The sequence below is a fragment of the Streptococcus bovimastitidis genome (assembly GCF_001885095.1).
GTDB lineage: Bacteria > Bacillota > Bacilli > Lactobacillales > Streptococcaceae > Streptococcus > Streptococcus bovimastitidis.
The window spans coordinates 159,646-175,082 of sequence record NZ_LZDD01000001.1 but is presented as its reverse complement, the minus strand read 5'-3'; the positions used below and the strand labels follow the sequence as shown (position 1 = coordinate 175,082).

Annotated in this window: 13 protein-coding genes and 2 pseudogenes; 1 reads left to right on the top strand and 14 read right to left on the bottom strand. The window is 37.1% G+C overall.

What is annotated here, in order from left to right; translation table 11 throughout:
• Positions 1 to 326: 326 nt before the first annotated feature.
• The 11 genes and pseudogenes from prsA to nagB all read right to left on the bottom strand — a co-directional run bounded on the left by prsA (position 327) and on the right by nagB (position 10,955).
• On the bottom strand, positions 327 to 1,268 hold the full coding sequence (gene prsA / locus A9Q68_RS00870; RefSeq protein WP_071792777.1) for a peptidylprolyl isomerase PrsA: 942 nt from the start codon (positions 1,266 to 1,268) through the stop codon (positions 327 to 329).
• Between the two features lie 60 nt (positions 1,269 to 1,328).
• Positions 1,329 to 2,036 (bottom strand): O-methyltransferase, encoded by a 708-nt coding sequence (locus A9Q68_RS00865; protein ID WP_071792776.1) that lies wholly within the window; start codon positions 2,034 to 2,036, stop codon positions 1,329 to 1,331.
• A 250-nt stretch (positions 2,037 to 2,286) separates the two neighbouring features.
• A pseudogene (thiE, locus tag A9Q68_RS00860) lies at positions 2,287 to 2,950 on the bottom strand (thiamine phosphate synthase).
• Positions 2,943 to 3,284 (bottom strand): annotated as a pseudogene (locus tag A9Q68_RS00850) (hydroxyethylthiazole kinase); the annotation flags it as partial. The pseudogenes A9Q68_RS00850 and thiE, both read right to left, overlap by 8 nt.
• A 56-nt stretch (positions 3,285 to 3,340) precedes the next feature.
• Positions 3,341 to 4,555, bottom strand: coding sequence for an L-lactate MFS transporter (locus A9Q68_RS00845; protein WP_071792772.1), 1,215 nt, complete (start codon positions 4,553 to 4,555; stop codon positions 3,341 to 3,343).
• 124 nt (positions 4,556 to 4,679) lie between these two features.
• Entirely contained in the window at positions 4,680 to 5,318 is a 639-nt protein-coding gene (locus A9Q68_RS00840; RefSeq protein ID WP_071792771.1) for an HAD family hydrolase, read from the bottom strand.
• A gap of 92 nt (positions 5,319 to 5,410) precedes the next feature.
• A complete protein-coding gene (pepF, locus tag A9Q68_RS00835; protein WP_071792770.1) occupies positions 5,411 to 7,213 on the bottom strand; it encodes an oligoendopeptidase F in 1,803 nt (600 codons plus the stop codon).
• Between the two features lie 9 nt (positions 7,214 to 7,222).
• Positions 7,223 to 8,173: a competence protein CoiA gene (locus A9Q68_RS00830; RefSeq protein ID WP_071792769.1), complete on the bottom strand. Its 951-nt coding sequence runs from the start codon at positions 8,171 to 8,173 to the stop codon at positions 7,223 to 7,225.
• A gap of 66 nt (positions 8,174 to 8,239) precedes the next feature.
• Complete coding sequence (locus tag A9Q68_RS00825; RefSeq protein ID WP_071792768.1) at positions 8,240 to 9,385, bottom strand: MFS transporter; 1,146 nt, start codon at positions 9,383 to 9,385, stop codon at positions 8,240 to 8,242.
• An 85-nt stretch (positions 9,386 to 9,470) separates the two neighbouring features.
• The gene (locus A9Q68_RS00820; RefSeq protein WP_071792767.1) at positions 9,471 to 10,187 is read right to left on the bottom strand and encodes a pseudouridine synthase; all 717 of its coding nucleotides are present in this window, start codon (positions 10,185 to 10,187) and stop codon (positions 9,471 to 9,473) included.
• 57 nt (positions 10,188 to 10,244) lie between these two features.
• Complete coding sequence (gene nagB, locus A9Q68_RS00815; RefSeq protein WP_071792766.1) at positions 10,245 to 10,955, bottom strand: glucosamine-6-phosphate deaminase; 711 nt, start codon at positions 10,953 to 10,955, stop codon at positions 10,245 to 10,247.
• A gap of 173 nt (positions 10,956 to 11,128) precedes the next feature.
• Between nagB and queA the strand changes: the two genes are divergently transcribed.
• Complete coding sequence (gene queA / locus A9Q68_RS00810; RefSeq protein ID WP_071792765.1) at positions 11,129 to 12,157, top strand: tRNA preQ1(34) S-adenosylmethionine ribosyltransferase-isomerase QueA; 1,029 nt, start codon at positions 11,129 to 11,131, stop codon at positions 12,155 to 12,157.
• Between the two features lie 78 nt (positions 12,158 to 12,235).
• On the opposite strand, the gene A9Q68_RS00805 is transcribed toward queA, so the two are convergent.
• The 3 genes from A9Q68_RS00805 to holA form a co-directional block, all read right to left on the bottom strand.
• A complete protein-coding gene (locus A9Q68_RS00805; RefSeq protein WP_071792764.1) occupies positions 12,236 to 13,288 on the bottom strand; it encodes a serine hydrolase in 1,053 nt (350 codons plus the stop codon).
• Between the two features lie 322 nt (positions 13,289 to 13,610).
• On the bottom strand, positions 13,611 to 14,219 hold the full coding sequence (gene sodA, locus A9Q68_RS00800; protein WP_071792763.1) for a superoxide dismutase SodA: 609 nt from the start codon (positions 14,217 to 14,219) through the stop codon (positions 13,611 to 13,613).
• Between the two features lie 121 nt (positions 14,220 to 14,340).
• The gene (gene holA / locus A9Q68_RS00795; protein ID WP_071792762.1) at positions 14,341 to 15,372 is read right to left on the bottom strand and encodes a DNA polymerase III subunit delta; all 1,032 of its coding nucleotides are present in this window, start codon (positions 15,370 to 15,372) and stop codon (positions 14,341 to 14,343) included.
• Between the last annotated feature and the right edge of the window lie 65 nt (positions 15,373 to 15,437).

Here is a 15,437-nt window from a genome sequence, read left to right as displayed (position 1 = left end):
AGAGAAAGTGTGTTAATGAGATACCGCTAACCTCTGATTTCGTGATGCACTTTTCAGCACCAAAATATCTAAACACTTTCAATCCTTCCTTTTTTCATAAATAAAAGACAAGACCACTGTATAGAGGGCGAAAACCGCGGTACCACCTCCATTCAATGAGCTTGTCATTATCTTTAATGTCTTTATAAAATTGTATAGCGTTAAGTAGCATGTTAAAGCAATTTTCATGACTCGCAGCAACCGTCACTTTTCTGTAGAAAATCTATTTCTCTAACAATTCTTAACAATTAATTATAGCGTCTTTTTAGGTCAAGGTCAAATAGAAATTATTTTTGACCAACTGTAGAGGCAATACCACCTGTCCCTTTGTTTGAAGCAAATTGAGACAAGATATCAGCAAAAGCTTTTTCTTTAATCTTAACATTAGCTTTATCAAGGGTAGCTGCGATGACTTTATTTTGGAAAGCTGTGTCTTTTTGTTTTGAATTCATAATGATTTCAGTTAAGCGTTTCTTGTATTCTTTCCAATCAGCTTTCTTCTCAGCTTTTTTCACCATATTGACGATGAAATATTTTTTTTGATAAGTCGATGAGTCCATAACAGTAATTAATTCTGATTTAGAACCATCTTTTAATTTAGTAGCAGCATCGATAACATCACTTGGCAAGTCATTGCTTGCAGAGTCAAAGGTAAAGTCAACTTTTTTGTTGCTTTCAATAGTGTTTTCTTTGGCAATCTTAGCAAAATCAGCACCGTCAGCCTTAACTTGTTCTAAGACTTTCTTAGCTTTATCAGCATCATCCATAGCGATAACTTGTGTTGTCATATCTGGTGTATAGGCATCAAAAGCTTTTTTATAATTAGCGTCTGTTAATTCTTTTTTAGCAGCTTGCTTAACCGCATATTCAACGAGCATTGTTGAACGAACTTGTTTTTTGTATGCTTCTGGTGTTAAACCTGCTTGAGCAAGTGCATCTGAGAATGATGAACCATACTGTTCTGCCGTTTTATTATAAGATTCTTCAACTTTTTTCTCAGAAACTTTTTTACCATACTCTTGTTCAAAAACACGAGCCATGATTAAGCTTAACATGGTTTGTTTAGCTGCAGTTGTTTCTTTTGCTTCTTTATAGAAGTCTGTTACGGTGATAGTGTCACCTTTCATTGTTGCAATTTTAGTGCTGTCATTCGTTGAACTACAAGCAGCCAGTGTCATCACTGAAGCCAACGTTACAAAACCAGTAACTAGCTTGTTTGATTTTTTCATTTTAGTGAGCTCCTTTTTATCTTTAACCCATTCATTATAACATACTATCTTAAATATTACTTAATCTTCCCATTCAATCAGGTCTTGGTTTTTTCGAACCAATAAGAGACCATCACTCAAAGGTAGCAAACTCGAAGTCAAGCCCGGATGGGTAAGTGTAACCTCAAATAATTTATGAAGACCACGATAAATGGTTCTTTGTCCTCGACGCACCTCTTCAATCGGCTTAGCGATATCGCCACCTTGGAAGACATCATCAAAAACAATTAGACCCCCAACCTTTAAATGCTTTAAAATTTCTGGCAAAAAGACTATATATTTAGACTTAGCTGAATCCATAAAAACAAAGTCATATTCTTGATCAAGGTGACTCAAGACATCAGCTGCATCCCCCTCGAGCAGTTGGATTTGCTTACGGTGATCATATTTTGCAAAGTTTTCCTTGGCAAAAGCTATCATTTCCGGATTACGATCAATAGTTGTAATCTTAGCATCAGGTGCATTTTCAGCCATCAATAGTGCTGAAAATCCAATAGCTGTCCCAATCTCTAAAATATTCTTTGGCTTCAAAGATTGCAAAAGCACCCGAAAATAAGCCACCACCTCATGTTGGATGATGGGAATATTTTCCTCTTTAGCAAAAGCCTCAATCTCAGCTAAAAAGCCAGCATTGGCTGCTTGCTTAGTTCTTAAAAAGTCGACAATTTCTTCCTTCACAACAGGACGACGCATGTTGTGATTTGCATTTTTACTATACGATTCTACCATTAATCTAGGATAGCATAGACTTAGAGACAGTGTCAAGAATTGCGGAGTTAAAGGGACAAGAGGATTGCTACCTCAAAAACTTATGCATTCTCTCAAAAGAAATACGAGGACCTTTTCATCCGGCCTCGTATTTTTTGAAAGGTAGCTAAGTGATTGATATCTTGATCAGAGGAAGTTGCTGTTTTACTTACACTTAGAAAAGTATCAAAGGAAAATAGTTTTTAAGAGTATGTTTCCTTTTAAAGGCATATCAAGAATTTTTTATTTTCTCTGCTAGATACTTATCAACTTCTTCTCTTAGGTTTCGGCTAGTTTGGCCAATATCCTGACTTCGAGTAATAGCTGAAATGACTGCAATACCATCAGCTCCATTAGTAATAATAGCTTCAATATCTTCTTCTTGAATGCCTCCTATAGCAACTACTGGTAATTCCTTATCTATTTCACGAACACTCTGAATTAAGGAAAGACCTGTTGGTGTTTGGGCGTCAGCTTTTGAAATTGTTGCCTTATAGGGTCCAAGTCCTACATAATCAACCAAATTCAATTGGGAGTGATGAACTTCAGTCATATTATTGATTGATAGTCCAATAATTTTTTCTGGAAACAGTTTTCTTGCTTGTTCAACAGGCATATCATCCTGACCAATATGGATACCATCAGCATCTATTTCTATTGCCAAATCAATATCATCATTAATGATAAATGGGACCCCATTAGACTGACATAATTTTTGTGCAGCTAATGCCAAGTCTCTTTTTTTCAATCCCATCCTTGGCACCAATTCCTTTTTCTCGAAATTGATAAAGACTTATCCCAGCTTTTAGGGGTTTTTCTAAAGTTGCTAATAGATTTCCATCCGGACAGTCTTGACTACCACAAATAAAGTAAAGAGCTAGTAGTTCTTTATTCATGACTTACTTTTATCCTTTCTTCCACATCTTCATCTTTGATATTATAAAGGGCATCGAGAAAGGCTATCTGATAACTTCCAGGACCTTTATTAGCGCTCGCTTCTTCAGCTAATTCTCCAGCGATGTTATAGCTTGAAAGGGCCTCGATTAAGCAGTCTTTATACTGGCTTGGGTCAGCTACCGCTATGAATGCAGCAAGTACTGCTCCCAGAAGGCAGCCTGTTCCCGTAACTAGCGGCATCATAGCAGAGCCATTTTCCAAAAGTGTTACTGAGCCATCTACTGCAATAGCATCTTTTTCACCAGTGATAACAACTGGCATCTGAAAGGCTTTTTCAACAGTTTCATTATAACTAAAAACCCTAGACAAGGCTAGGGCTAATGGTTAGATTAGTTTTTGGCAAGGCGTTGACGTAACCAGAAGGAAATTGCCAATGCAAATAGATACATTCCGATAAAAACGGTTAAGGTTGTGGAATAACTTTTAGTTAATTCAAAAGTCCAAGAGAGGAGCATCGGGCCAACCAAAGCGGCAATTCCCCAAGCTGTTAAAATATAACCGTGCAAGGTTGCCAATTCTTTTGCTCCAAAAATATCGCTGAGATAAGGAGGGATAAGGGAGAAACCAGCCCCATAACAAGTCATCAAGATGGCCATTGAAAGAATAAAGAGTGTTGGTACATGGAAGAATAACAAGGACAGCGACATTAGAATATTGACCATAAAGAGAATAATAAAGGTCAAGGGACGACCGATAAAGTCCGAAAGGCTCGCCCATAAAAGACGTCCAAAACCATTAAAGACACCCATTAAGCCAACAACAAAAGCTGCTGCTTCCACTGACATTCCAGCTAAATCTTGTGCCATTGGTGCAACTACAGAGATTAAACCTAGACCACAAGAAATATTGATAAAGAGGACAATCCAAAGAATGTAAAATTCTTTTGTTTTTAAGGCTTGTTTTGCGACCATACCATGATGAAGATTAGTATTCGATTGCCCTTTAGCTTTGGCTACCAATTGCGCAAATTCTTCATCACTTGGTTTCTTAATGAATTGAGCTGCTAATAACATGACAACAAAATAGATGAAACCAAGAATATAAAAGGTCTTAACGAGTCCAACAGATTCCATAAATTTTTGGGCAACAGGACTGGTTAGTAATGATGCGAAACCAAAGCCCATAATGGCTAAACCTGTGGCTAAACCTCTTTTATCCGGGAACCATTTGATAATGGTCGATACTGGAGTAATATAACCTGATCCTAAGCCTAAGCCTCCAATGACCCCATAACCCAAGTAGAGTAACCATAGTTCTTTTTCTTGAATTGCCAAGCCAGCAATAATATTACCACTAGCATAGAGGAGGGCAGATAAACTGCCAACTAAGCGTGGTCCAAACTTTTCAACTAAGCGACCCATAAAGGCAGCCGACATACCTAAACAAAAAATGGCCAAAGAAAATGCAAAAGCTACAGAAGATTGGCTCCATCCTGTTGCCATCATAATTGGATTACGGAAGACACTCCAAGCGTATGTTGAGCCTAACATGAGATGGAAAATAACGCCTGCACTAGCCACGATATAACGATTTGTATTTTTCACAATGATCCCTTTCTAAAAAACAAACAATAAAAACCCTAACACAATTAATAGTTAGGGTTTAAGTTTATTATACTAATTTTTTTTTGTCAAAGTATTTGTTTTCTTGATAAAAGACGTACATTGTTTAGAAGTAGGCGTAAGAATCTTCGAATTTTTCGACTAGATAATCACAGGCAGATAAATCCTGTTTTGGATAATCAGGATTAACAAAACCAATACAAATCATACCTGCAGCTTTAGCCGCTAAACTACCATTTTTAGTATCTTCAAAAACAAAAGTCTTTTCTGGTTCAGCACCTAATAACTGGGCAGCACGCAGAAAAACATCTGGTTGAGGTTTAGAATGAGCCACTTCTTCCCCACTAACAGTTACTTTAAAATATTGGCTTAAACCAAGTGCAGCTAAATTTTTTTCAATATCATCTTTGGGTGATGATGAAGCTACAGCTAACTGATAGCCCTTTTTAGTTAGAAACTGAATCAGCTCCTTTGCCCCTTTAATTGCTTTAACACCATCTCGATCAATCATTTCTTGGCGTCTGCGATTCATCTCAGCAATGAGGTCTTCTACTGAATCCTCTAACTGACATTCTTCTTTCATCACCCGCCACATGTAGTCAAAAGTAGTTCCCATAAATTGATACTGATAGCTTTCGTCTGTATCGATACCACGATCTAATAACATTTCCGTCTTACTGCTTAAGAAGGTATATTCGGAATCAACAATGACCCCATCCATGTCAAAAATAACCCATTTTCTCATATTCTTCTCCATAACTAACCTCTCAAAATTGCTTCTAACGCGTTTGACAATTCCAATTATAGAAAAAGATAGTCGAAACTATCTTTTCCATTTTATAAGTGTGCGCCTTTTTCAACTAAGGCTTCTAATTCTGTTAAACGTTCTTCAAAGACCTTGAATGCTGCATCTAGATAGGCATCATTTGTCATATCAACTCCAGCTTTAGCAATCACATCTAATGGATAATCAGAATTACCAGCTCTTAAATAATCTAAGTAATGGTCGATATCGGATTGTTGACCATGGACAATTTTATTAGCTAAGTAACTTGCTGCCGCAAAACCAGTAGAATATTGGTAAACGTAATAATTATAGTAGAAATGAGGAATGCGAGCCCACTCATATTGAATATAATAATTATCTTCTTTGGCTAAACCATAGTATTTAGCGTTCAAATCAGCGTAAAGATTGTTCAAGAAGTCGCTGGTTAAGACTTGACCATTTTGATCAGCTTGATAGATAGCATGTTCAAATTCAGCAAATTGACTTTGACGGAAAATAGTTCCTCTAAATCCATCTAAGTAATTATTAAGAATCGCAAAGCGTTCTTTTTCAACAGTCACTTCTTTGAGGAGTTCTTCGGTTAGAATATTTTCATTTGTGGTTGAAGCAATCTCCGCTAAGAAAATACTGTAATCACCATAGACATAAGGCTGATTTTTACGTGTAAAGGTTGAATGCAAGCTATGTCCTGTTTCATGAACAAGAGTATATAAATTATCTAAATTATCTTGCCAATTTAAAAGCATGAAGGCATTGGTATCATAAGAACCACCTGAATAAGCCCCTGACCGTTTCCCTTTATTAACATGAACATCAATCCATCTTTCAGAAAATGCTTGACGGACATAATCGCTATACTCTTTACCAAAAATGGCTAATACTTTTTCAGCTTTGGCTAAAGCTTGATCATAATTAAGGGATAAATCTGTTTGTGACAATGGTGTATAAACATCGTACATTTTGAGACTATCCACACCTAAAACTTTCTTACGCAATTCCAGGTAACGATGTAATAGTGGCAAGTGACGGTTCACAGCTTCTAATAGAGTTTCGTATACTTTCTCTGGAATAAAGTTTGCACTCATAGCTGCTTGACGAGCAGATTCATAATGATGAACACGCGCCTTAAAATTATTCACTTTAACATTAGTTTGCAATGTTTTAGCATAGGTGTGTTGGAATTGTTCGTAGGTACTATATAAAGCTTCATAGGCAGCTTGACGAACTGAACGATCTTTAGATTCCATCAAATGAATAAAGTTACCATGAGTAATTTCAACATCATTGCCATCTTCATCTTTAATGATTGGAAATTGAATATCGGCATTGTCCAAGAGACCGAAAGTTTCTTCCGCGCCATTAAAGATTTCTGAAGCGCCCGCTAGTAATTCTTCTTCTACTTGGCTAAGAACATGGTCTTTATTTTTTAATAATTTTTCAAAGAAATGGTGATAACCTTCAAGTTTTTCTTCTTCTTTAAGAAAGGCTTCAAATTGCTCTTGGCTGATAGTCATAAATTCAGGCTCATAGAAAGAGAAAACTTCACTGAATTTTGCATAGAGAGCAGATGCTTTTGATTGGTATTCTTGATATTTAGCTACAGTTGTATCTTGGTCATTCTTCATTGACGCATAAACATAGACCTTTTCAATACGACGTGACAAGTCTAATTCAATCTCAGTTGTTTCCAATAATGATTTTGCGGAATCTAATAAATGTCCCGCTAGTCCTTGAGCATTATCTAATTCTGTTTTAAGAAGGTCTACTTCTTTTTCCCATTCTTGGTCGCTTGCAAAAATTGTACTTAAATCCCAAGTATATTTTTCGTCTAAATGACTTCTGTTATCTGCCATCATATCCTCCTAAAATTTTCTTACCTCCATTTTATCATAAAAACGGGGAGGATAGAGGGTTTGTACTTGTTTATTCTTAATATTCTTATAATATGAAAAATACTTGTCAGCGTCTTTTAGATAGTCTTGATCAATCTGGCAAAAACCAATCTCCGATTGGGGTGGATGTAGAAATGGATAAAAATATTCCGCCTTTTTCATCAGGATATTATCCCCTCTTAAATAGGCATTTTCTTGTTCTTTTAACCAATAAGGGTTTTTCCTTCTTAAAGCTTTTTGAATCTCCACCAAAAGATTTTTGGGCATCTCAAGCGTCATGGGCTCAACAAATTGGTCTAGGAAGGGAAGTCTCAAAATTTTTAAGAGGTCTGCTTTCAAAGAAAACTCCCTTATTTGATAGAATACATTTCCAAAATAATCCTCATGAATCAGGTATTTAAGACGAATACTTTCCTTTTCTAAATCTAATTCCCATAAATAAAAACCAATGGAGCGCGAATACAAAAGAAATTGTCGCTTAAGCTGACTTAATTTTCTCCCCAACCATAGTGATTTGCCTAACAACCAAAGAACATGAATACCTTCCTTCTGGTAAGCCAAAGTCCGCTCTCTCAAGCGCTCAATGGCCAATGTACTGCATTGAACTTCCAAGGCAAGGCGGTTATTGACCAGCAAATCAGCCACCTGCTCACAGTCGTCCAGGTACTTTTCAATTTCCACCTGATGAAAAGGCCTCAAGTTGCGGTAAATCAAAGCCTTCAAACTTAAATGCTCCTCTGACTCGTTTTCCCAAGCATAATGACAATTCCCCACACGCAAATGGGCAAAGTGCGGTCGCATGATTTTTCCATTCTTGAAGCAAAGCTTTCCCCGACACAGGGGACAAAAGTAAGCACCCGATACTGGCAAGCCATCGAGTAAACAGAAGATTTTTCCATCAGAATCTAAAGCCTTTAACATAGACACCTCCACTAGTTCTACTACTTAATTCGAAAAAAAAGAGCTATCCGAAGATAACTCAACAATTTATTTTTTCTGCAAGACTGGGAAAAGGGCCAGACCAATCACCATAAAAGTCGTACTGATCAAGAAAGGCGTTGTGAAGGCCTCCAAATGAAGTGCTGCGGGAATTTTAGTGAGTAGCACCGGCGTTAAAATAACCCCAATGTTCCCTGCGGTAATAGCCAAGCTGGTCACAAAGTGGATATGCTCCTGACTATAGCTTTTTGCGATTAAGTAAAAGACGGATGACATGGTTCCGACAAAACTAGCTCCGATCAGAACGGAAGCCAGAACAAAGAGAATTGGCCATGGACTAAGAGCAAATAGAAAATTGCCAAGGGCCATCAAGGCAAGCATGACCAAGAGCGCTTTTTCTTTGAGGAATTTAGTTAAGAAGCCAAATAAGAGACCAGAGAAAATTCCTGAAAAGGCTAAAACTGTCAACATGTTACTAGCAAAGAAGCTTGAATAATGGTATTTAGTCACCAAAAGAGTTGGAATTTTAACCGTTGCCCCAATATAAGCAACGCCCACTAAGAAAGTAATTACCATTAAAATGGCAATCTTAGCATCAAAAATGCGGGCTGATTTTAAGGGAACTAATTCCTTATCTAAACCTGGTACCTTCGCATTGAAGAAGAAATAAACAGGAATAACCAGGAGGTAAACCAAGTAAGTATAATTGACGCCAATCATGAGGGCCAAACCAACCATGAAAGTGGTTAAGGCTTTACCAATATTAAGAGTCGCGGTCCGGAAACCAATCATACTAGCTCTTTCATCACCCTCATAAAAATCACTCAAAATACTGATTGAAAGCGAATTATAAAGTCCAATTCCAATCCCTAGAAGTAAACGAGCCATTAAAACTAGCACAAATTGACTGGTGAGGAAGGAGACAATCCCTGAAATCAAAATTAGGATTAAGCCTAAACGAATAGTCTTCAATTTGCCAATTTTGGCCACGACAAGATTACTCAAAAGAACAAAGAGCGTAATCATCATGGCTGGGATGGTCACCAAGGTTTCAACCGAGGCCAAACCAATATGGGGATTAGCCCCATGATAAAGTTGATACAACTTAGGAATGGCCGGAGCAATGGCTAAGTGTGACATCAGGAAAAGTGAAATGGACAAGATAGCCCATTTGGTCGACAATTTATGTGACATAAAAAACTCCTTTAAAAATGATACTTAATCAGTATAGCCGTAGCAAGTCATTTTTTCAAGGATTGTGAATTAATTCATAATATTTTCAGTCCAAGTAGCTTTTCAAAAGGCTTATCTCAGACTGACTTAAGGTCCGATACTGGCCGATAGCCAAATCTCCCAAGTGAAAATCTGCGAAGCTTATTCTTTTCAAAAAGGTCACTTTAAGACCATAGGCCAAGAACATTTTTTTGACTTGGTGAAATTTACCTTCGGAGATAGTCAGCCGAGCTGAAGATAAATCCGAACTGCTAGACAAAATCTCCAAGGCTGCCGCTTTACAGACCGTCCCGTCATGGAAACGGACCCCAGACCTGAAGAATGCAGGCGCGTCATTCCCTAAACAGCCATTCACCTCCACATAATAGGTTTTTGTGACATGGTGCTTGGGATGCAGCATGCGAAAGCCTAGGGGACCATTATCCGTTAATAAGACCAAGCCCTCCGTATCCCGATCCAGCCGACCAATTGGGTAAAGATCCGGCCAACGATCATGATCAGACAAGCAGTCTAGTACAGTAGGATGTTGGGCGTCACTGCGAGCACAGACATGTCCAGTAGGTTTATTGAGAATATAATAATGATGCCCCTGCCCTTCTAACAAGTGATCTCCTATAGTAATGGCTTGCAGGCCTGGATCAACGTTCTGACGGCCAGAACTTGCAACTATCCCATCCACTAAAATTTCTTGATTTTTGATCAGTTTTTTGACCTGGCCTCTTGAGCCAATTTTTTGAGCTTCTAAAAATTTATCTAATCGCATAAAAATAGTGTAACACAAAAAGCGGAAGATTGACTTCCGCTTTTCTTCAAGATTTTCTTAAAGGCTTTCTAATTCTGAGGCCGCCTCTTGGTCAACAATGACAATGACATTGTCATGCTTTTGAAGCACTGACGCAGGGAGGTCTTCTGTTACAGGTCCAGTAATCATTTCTTTGATGGCATGAGCTTTTTCTTTGCCAAAAGCCATTAAAATAATGGTTTTTGATTTCATGATTGAAGCGATACCCATAGAAATAGCTTGTTTAGGAACATCTTCACGAGAAGCAAAGAAACGGCTATTAGCTTCGATAGTTGATTCTTGCAGGTCCACAACATGAGTTGTCATCTCAAAGGATGTGCCAGGTTCATTGAAACCAATGTGACCATTACGACCAATTCCAAGAATTTGGAAATCAATTGGGTGCTCAGCGATAACCCCATCATAAGCCTTAACTTCAGCATCCAAATCACTTGCAAGTCCATTTGGTAAGAAGTTTTCTTTAAAAGGTTTCGCATTAAAAAGGTTGTCACGCATAAAGTAATCATAGCTTTGGTCGTGTTCTTTAGCCAAACCAACGTATTCATCTAAGTTGATACTAGTCATATCAGTGAAGTCTAAATCAGATGCCACCACTTCCTTATAAAAAGCTAGCGGTGTACTTCCAGTAGCTAATCCCAAGGTTTTAGCCCCATCTGCCATAGCTTCTTTCAATAAATTAAAGGCCACTTGGCCACCTTCTACTTGATTTTGTACACGAATAACTTTCATTTTATCTCCTTTATTGGTATAGACCTATTTATAAAACTATTATATGGTATATACCAATTTTTGTCAAGGATTATTTCTTTTTTAAGCCAGAGTAATGACGAAGTATCATCAGCATGCTATAATAGTTAAGATTTGGTTTGCCTTGACAGGATAAAACCAGAAAAGGAGCAAGAATGAATACAAACGATTTTGATTTTGAATTACCCGAAGAATTAATCGCCCAAACACCACTAGAACAAAGAGATAGCTCAAAGCTACTGATTATTGATCACGAAAACAAGACCATGGTTGACAGCCACTTCGACCAGATCATTGATCAACTCAATCCAGGCGATGCCTTGGTTATGAACAATACGCGTGTCTTACCAGCCCGCCTTCACGGCGAAAAACCAGATACACACGGTCACGTTGAACTGTTGCTTTTGAAAAATACCCAAGGTGATGACTGGGAAGTACTGGCTAAACCGGCTAAACGCCTAAAGGTTGGTAGCCAAATCTCATTTGGTGATGGTCGCTTAAAAGCAACTGTTCTTGAAGAACTTGAGCATGGTGGTAGAATCGTCACTTTCTCTTATGAAGGTATCTTCTTAGAAGTCTTGGAAAGTCTTGGCGAAATGCCATTGCCACCATATATTCATGAGAAATTAGAGGATTCTGAACGCTATCAAACCGTATATGCCAAAGAAAATGGTTCTGCCGCAGCCCCTACAGCTGGCCTCCATTTCACCCAAGAATTACTGGAAAAAATTCAAGCTAAAGGGGTTCATCTGGTCTATCTAACCCTTCACGTAGGATTAGGAACCTTCAGACCCGTTTCAGTTGATAACGTTGACGCACACGAAATGCACTCAGAATTTTATCATCTATCAGAAGAGTCTGCCCAAATACTACGCGATGTTAAAAAAGCTGGTGGTCGTGTTGTCGCAGTTGGTACCACTTCTATTAGAACACTTGAAACGATTGGCAGCAAATTTAAGGGAGATATCCAGGCAGATTCAGGTTGGACAAACATTTTCATCAAACCTGGTTACCAGTTTACAGTTGTTGATGCCTTCTCAACCAACTTCCACTTGCCAAAATCAACCTTAGTCATGCTCGTATCAGCCTTTGCTGGACGCGAATTTGTCCTCGAAGCCTACAAACATGCGGTTGATGAAAAATACAGATTCTTTAGTTTCGGTGACGCCATGTTTGTAAAATAGCCTAATCAAAGATTTTACTTAATTTCTTTATCACAAAAAAATAACCGAGACTGTGGTCTCGGTTATTTTGGCTTCAAACTATTCTTTATTCTGGTTAACCCGGTGCCATTCATTAATGACATAGGTTAAACCAACTAATTGGTTGTATCCTGGGCCTGAAATTTCATCAGATTCCTCAGTTGAACCACCCAAATTCTTGGTGTAAAGAGCAATCATGTAGGGACTCTTTTCGCAGACGATAGCATCAACATTGAGAGCTTCACGTACGTAGCCCGGCTTTTGATAAACAACTAAATCGGCAGGCAAATAAGTCTTATAATACTGACCTGGGAAAGATTCGCCAATGTAGTATAATACATCTTTGTATTTTTCTTTATGTTTCCAAAGGTAATCTAAGACTTGGATATAGTAATCTGTTGTTGTCTTATTGCCTTCTTCACGAATGGTTTTGATTTCTCCCTTAGACTTACCATAGCGATCAAATTTCTTGTAGGCTTTTTCCATTCCACCTAATCGTTCTGCTAAGGCGTATGCAGGCGTATTCTCAGAATAAACTAAAGAATATTCTTGCATATCTGGAATTGACATAGCGCCAGCAAATTGATTAACATAAGCATTATGTTCCATCAAATATTCATAAGTCGTATTGGTGATATCAAAGCGCTCGTCTAGAGTGTATTTCCCTTTTTCCACTTCATCGACTACCAACATATTCAAAGGTAATTTATAAGTTGAACCAGCAGTCATAGGTTGGGTATCATTCATGGAGTACATTTTACCGGATTCAATATCCTTATAGGTAAATGCAATTTGTGAATGATCAATACCAAATTCATCCAAATAAGCCTTGACAGTATCGACTAAACTTAATTTATCGTATTCATAATATAAACCTAAAGAATCCATCCGCGCTAAATCAGCATCCATAACTGCCTTTTTAGCCTCCGCAGATTTTTCTATGGGCTTTTCTTTTTTCTTAATAACTTTTTTTACTTCATCTTTATGTGAATGGACTTTGCCTTTTTCTAAAGCTGAAACAGTTACAACTAAACCTAAAAAAAGAGCTAGTATAGCTAAAACAACGATTTTTACAGTTTCTGGCAACCCAAAAAATCTTCTATCACGCACAATCTCATCTCCTATAATTATATTTTATATTAATTTAATAAAAAAGCAAGGCTTTGTTTCAAATTTCCGACATTATTATGTCATTTTGATTACAAAACTCTTCTTTTATGGTTTTTTCAAATCATAATAAAATCTTATAGTTATCTTTGATTAAAAAATTTAGATTTTTTTCTTTTATTTAATTTTGATGAGACTATTATTTCAAAAATGCAAAACTGAAAGAAATCAGTTACCTTCAAGTGGAAATAAATCATGTTGTCATTCACACAGAGTAGAAAAAAACTGACCCTGAGGATCAGTTTCAATAGTTTTGCAAAACTTCTTCTTATGCTTTTGCTGCTTGATATAATTCATCAACTTTATTCCAGTTGATAATTTCAAAGAAAGCTTTGATGTAGTTTGGACGTACATTACGGTAGTTGAGGTAGTAAGCATGTTCCCAAACATCAAGACCTAAGATAGGTTTCTTACCTTGTGAAATAGGTGTATCTTGGTTTGCAGTTGAGATAACTTCGAGTTTACCTTCTCCATTAACAACTAACCATGCCCAACCAGAACCGAAACGGCCAGTTGCTGCAGCTGTGAAAGCTTCTTTAAAAGCATCAAATGAACCAAATGCTTGATCAATAGCAGATGCAACATCGCTAGTGATTTCAGTTTTTTCAGGTGATAATAATTCCCAGAAAAGAGCGTGGTTAAGGTGTCCACCACCATTGTTAATTAATGCTTGACGGATATCTTCAGGAATAGCGTCAACATTTGCTAAAAGTTCTTCAACATTGTCGCCTAATTCAGGATGTTTTTCTAAAGCTGCATTTGCATTTGCAACATAAGTTGCATGGTGTTTATCATGGTGAAGAGTCATAGTCTCTTTGTCAAATTGTGGTTCAAGTGCATCATATGCGTATGGAAGTTCAGGTAAAATAATAGCCATTAGGTATTCCTCTTTTCCTTTATTTGATAAGTCTATAGTAACGCAATTTGATAGAGCTTTCAACTATTTTGATTAATGGTAAACTGGTCATTTTTAGCTGTAGGACAGACTTTCTAAATCGTCAATCAACCATGATTTTAAGCATGGCTAAATCAAATAAATAGGTCTTATCATTGACACCCGATTTGATCTGATAATCCGTCTCAATCAGGGTATGCACGCATTTCTTCAAAAAACTTAAACTGAGTTGGCGGGAATCTCTCAGGGCATATTTAACTTGGAAAGGATTAACTTTTCGTCCTATTAAATCAGACAAGGTTTGAACAATGGCCTGTTCATTCTTTCCTTGCTTCTGTAAAATAGCAATTTGCAGAAATAGACGGAATTGTCCTAATAAAATAGCGATTAATTTGACTTCATCTTCACCTGCAAGTCTTAAGTCATGAACCAAATCAGTAACCTGAGTACTTTCTTTTTGAATCAAGAACCGCGATAAATCAAAAATATTATCTTGTAAAGTCTTAGGTATCGCTTCTTCAATATCCATCAAGGTTATATGACCATCTTTTTTATAAGAAGTTAAAAACCTTAAATTTTTGACCATCTGACTAAAATCACCGTTAGCTTTAGCTAATAAACAATCAAAAACACCACTATCAAAGCTTAAACCTAATTCATTTCCATAAGATTGAAAATAAGACTTTAATTCCTGCTCTTTTAAGGGATTTGCTTCAAATATCTGACCATCTCTTTTTAGTAGCTTAACAATCCGTCTTTTTCCATCCAATTTACCTGGAGCAAAAATAATCAGGCGTGTGGTTTCCAAAGGATTTTCCAGATAAGCTTCCAAGGCTTTAAGTTCTTGCTCTTTCAGATAGTTCTTTTTTTGTGTGGTTATATCTAAAAGTTGGTCAAAAATAACAATCTTGGCATCCGCAAAAAAAGGGAGACTCAAAAGGTCCATTTCAGCATCTTGATAGACACCCTCAGACATATCAAAATAGGAATAGGCTAAATCATCATTTTCATAGCCAATTGTTTCCAGTAGTTTTTCTTTTATCTGACTGTATTGACCGATATCTTCACCAGTCACCAGGGTAATCAATTCTAAATTTTCTTTAGACAATTTTCTTAATTTTTCAATTGCAATCATATCCTTATTATATCAAAATTATTGGCTATTTTATGCACCGTCCTTCAACTTATCAAAATTGATGT

Excerpts from the sequence above, each read along its gene's own strand:
- queA (WP_071792765.1), top strand. The coding sequence starts at position 11,129 with ATGAATACAAACGATTTTGATTTTGAATTACCCGAAGAATTAATCGCC.
- sodA (WP_071792763.1), bottom strand. The coding sequence starts at position 14,219 with ATGGCTATTATTTTACCTGAACTTCCATACGCATATGATGCACTTGAA.
- A9Q68_RS00825 (WP_071792768.1), bottom strand. The coding sequence starts at position 9,385 with ATGTCACATAAATTGTCGACCAAATGGGCTATCTTGTCCATTTCACTT.
- A9Q68_RS00820 (WP_071792767.1), bottom strand. The coding sequence starts at position 10,187 with ATGCGATTAGATAAATTTTTAGAAGCTCAAAAAATTGGCTCAAGAGGC.
- holA (WP_071792762.1), bottom strand. The coding sequence starts at position 15,372 with ATGATTGCAATTGAAAAATTAAGAAAATTGTCTAAAGAAAATTTAGAA.
- pepF (WP_071792770.1), bottom strand. The coding sequence starts at position 7,213 with ATGGCAGATAACAGAAGTCATTTAGACGAAAAATATACTTGGGATTTA.
- prsA (WP_071792777.1), bottom strand. The coding sequence starts at position 1,268 with ATGAAAAAATCAAACAAGCTAGTTACTGGTTTTGTAACGTTGGCTTCA.
- A9Q68_RS00840 (WP_071792771.1), bottom strand. The coding sequence starts at position 5,318 with ATGAGAAAATGGGTTATTTTTGACATGGATGGGGTCATTGTTGATTCC.
- nagB (WP_071792766.1), bottom strand. The coding sequence starts at position 10,955 with ATGAAAGTTATTCGTGTACAAAATCAAGTAGAAGGTGGCCAAGTGGCC.
- A9Q68_RS00830 (WP_071792769.1), bottom strand. The coding sequence starts at position 8,173 with ATGTTAAAGGCTTTAGATTCTGATGGAAAAATCTTCTGTTTACTCGAT.
- A9Q68_RS00865 (WP_071792776.1), bottom strand. The coding sequence starts at position 2,036 with ATGGTAGAATCGTATAGTAAAAATGCAAATCACAACATGCGTCGTCCT.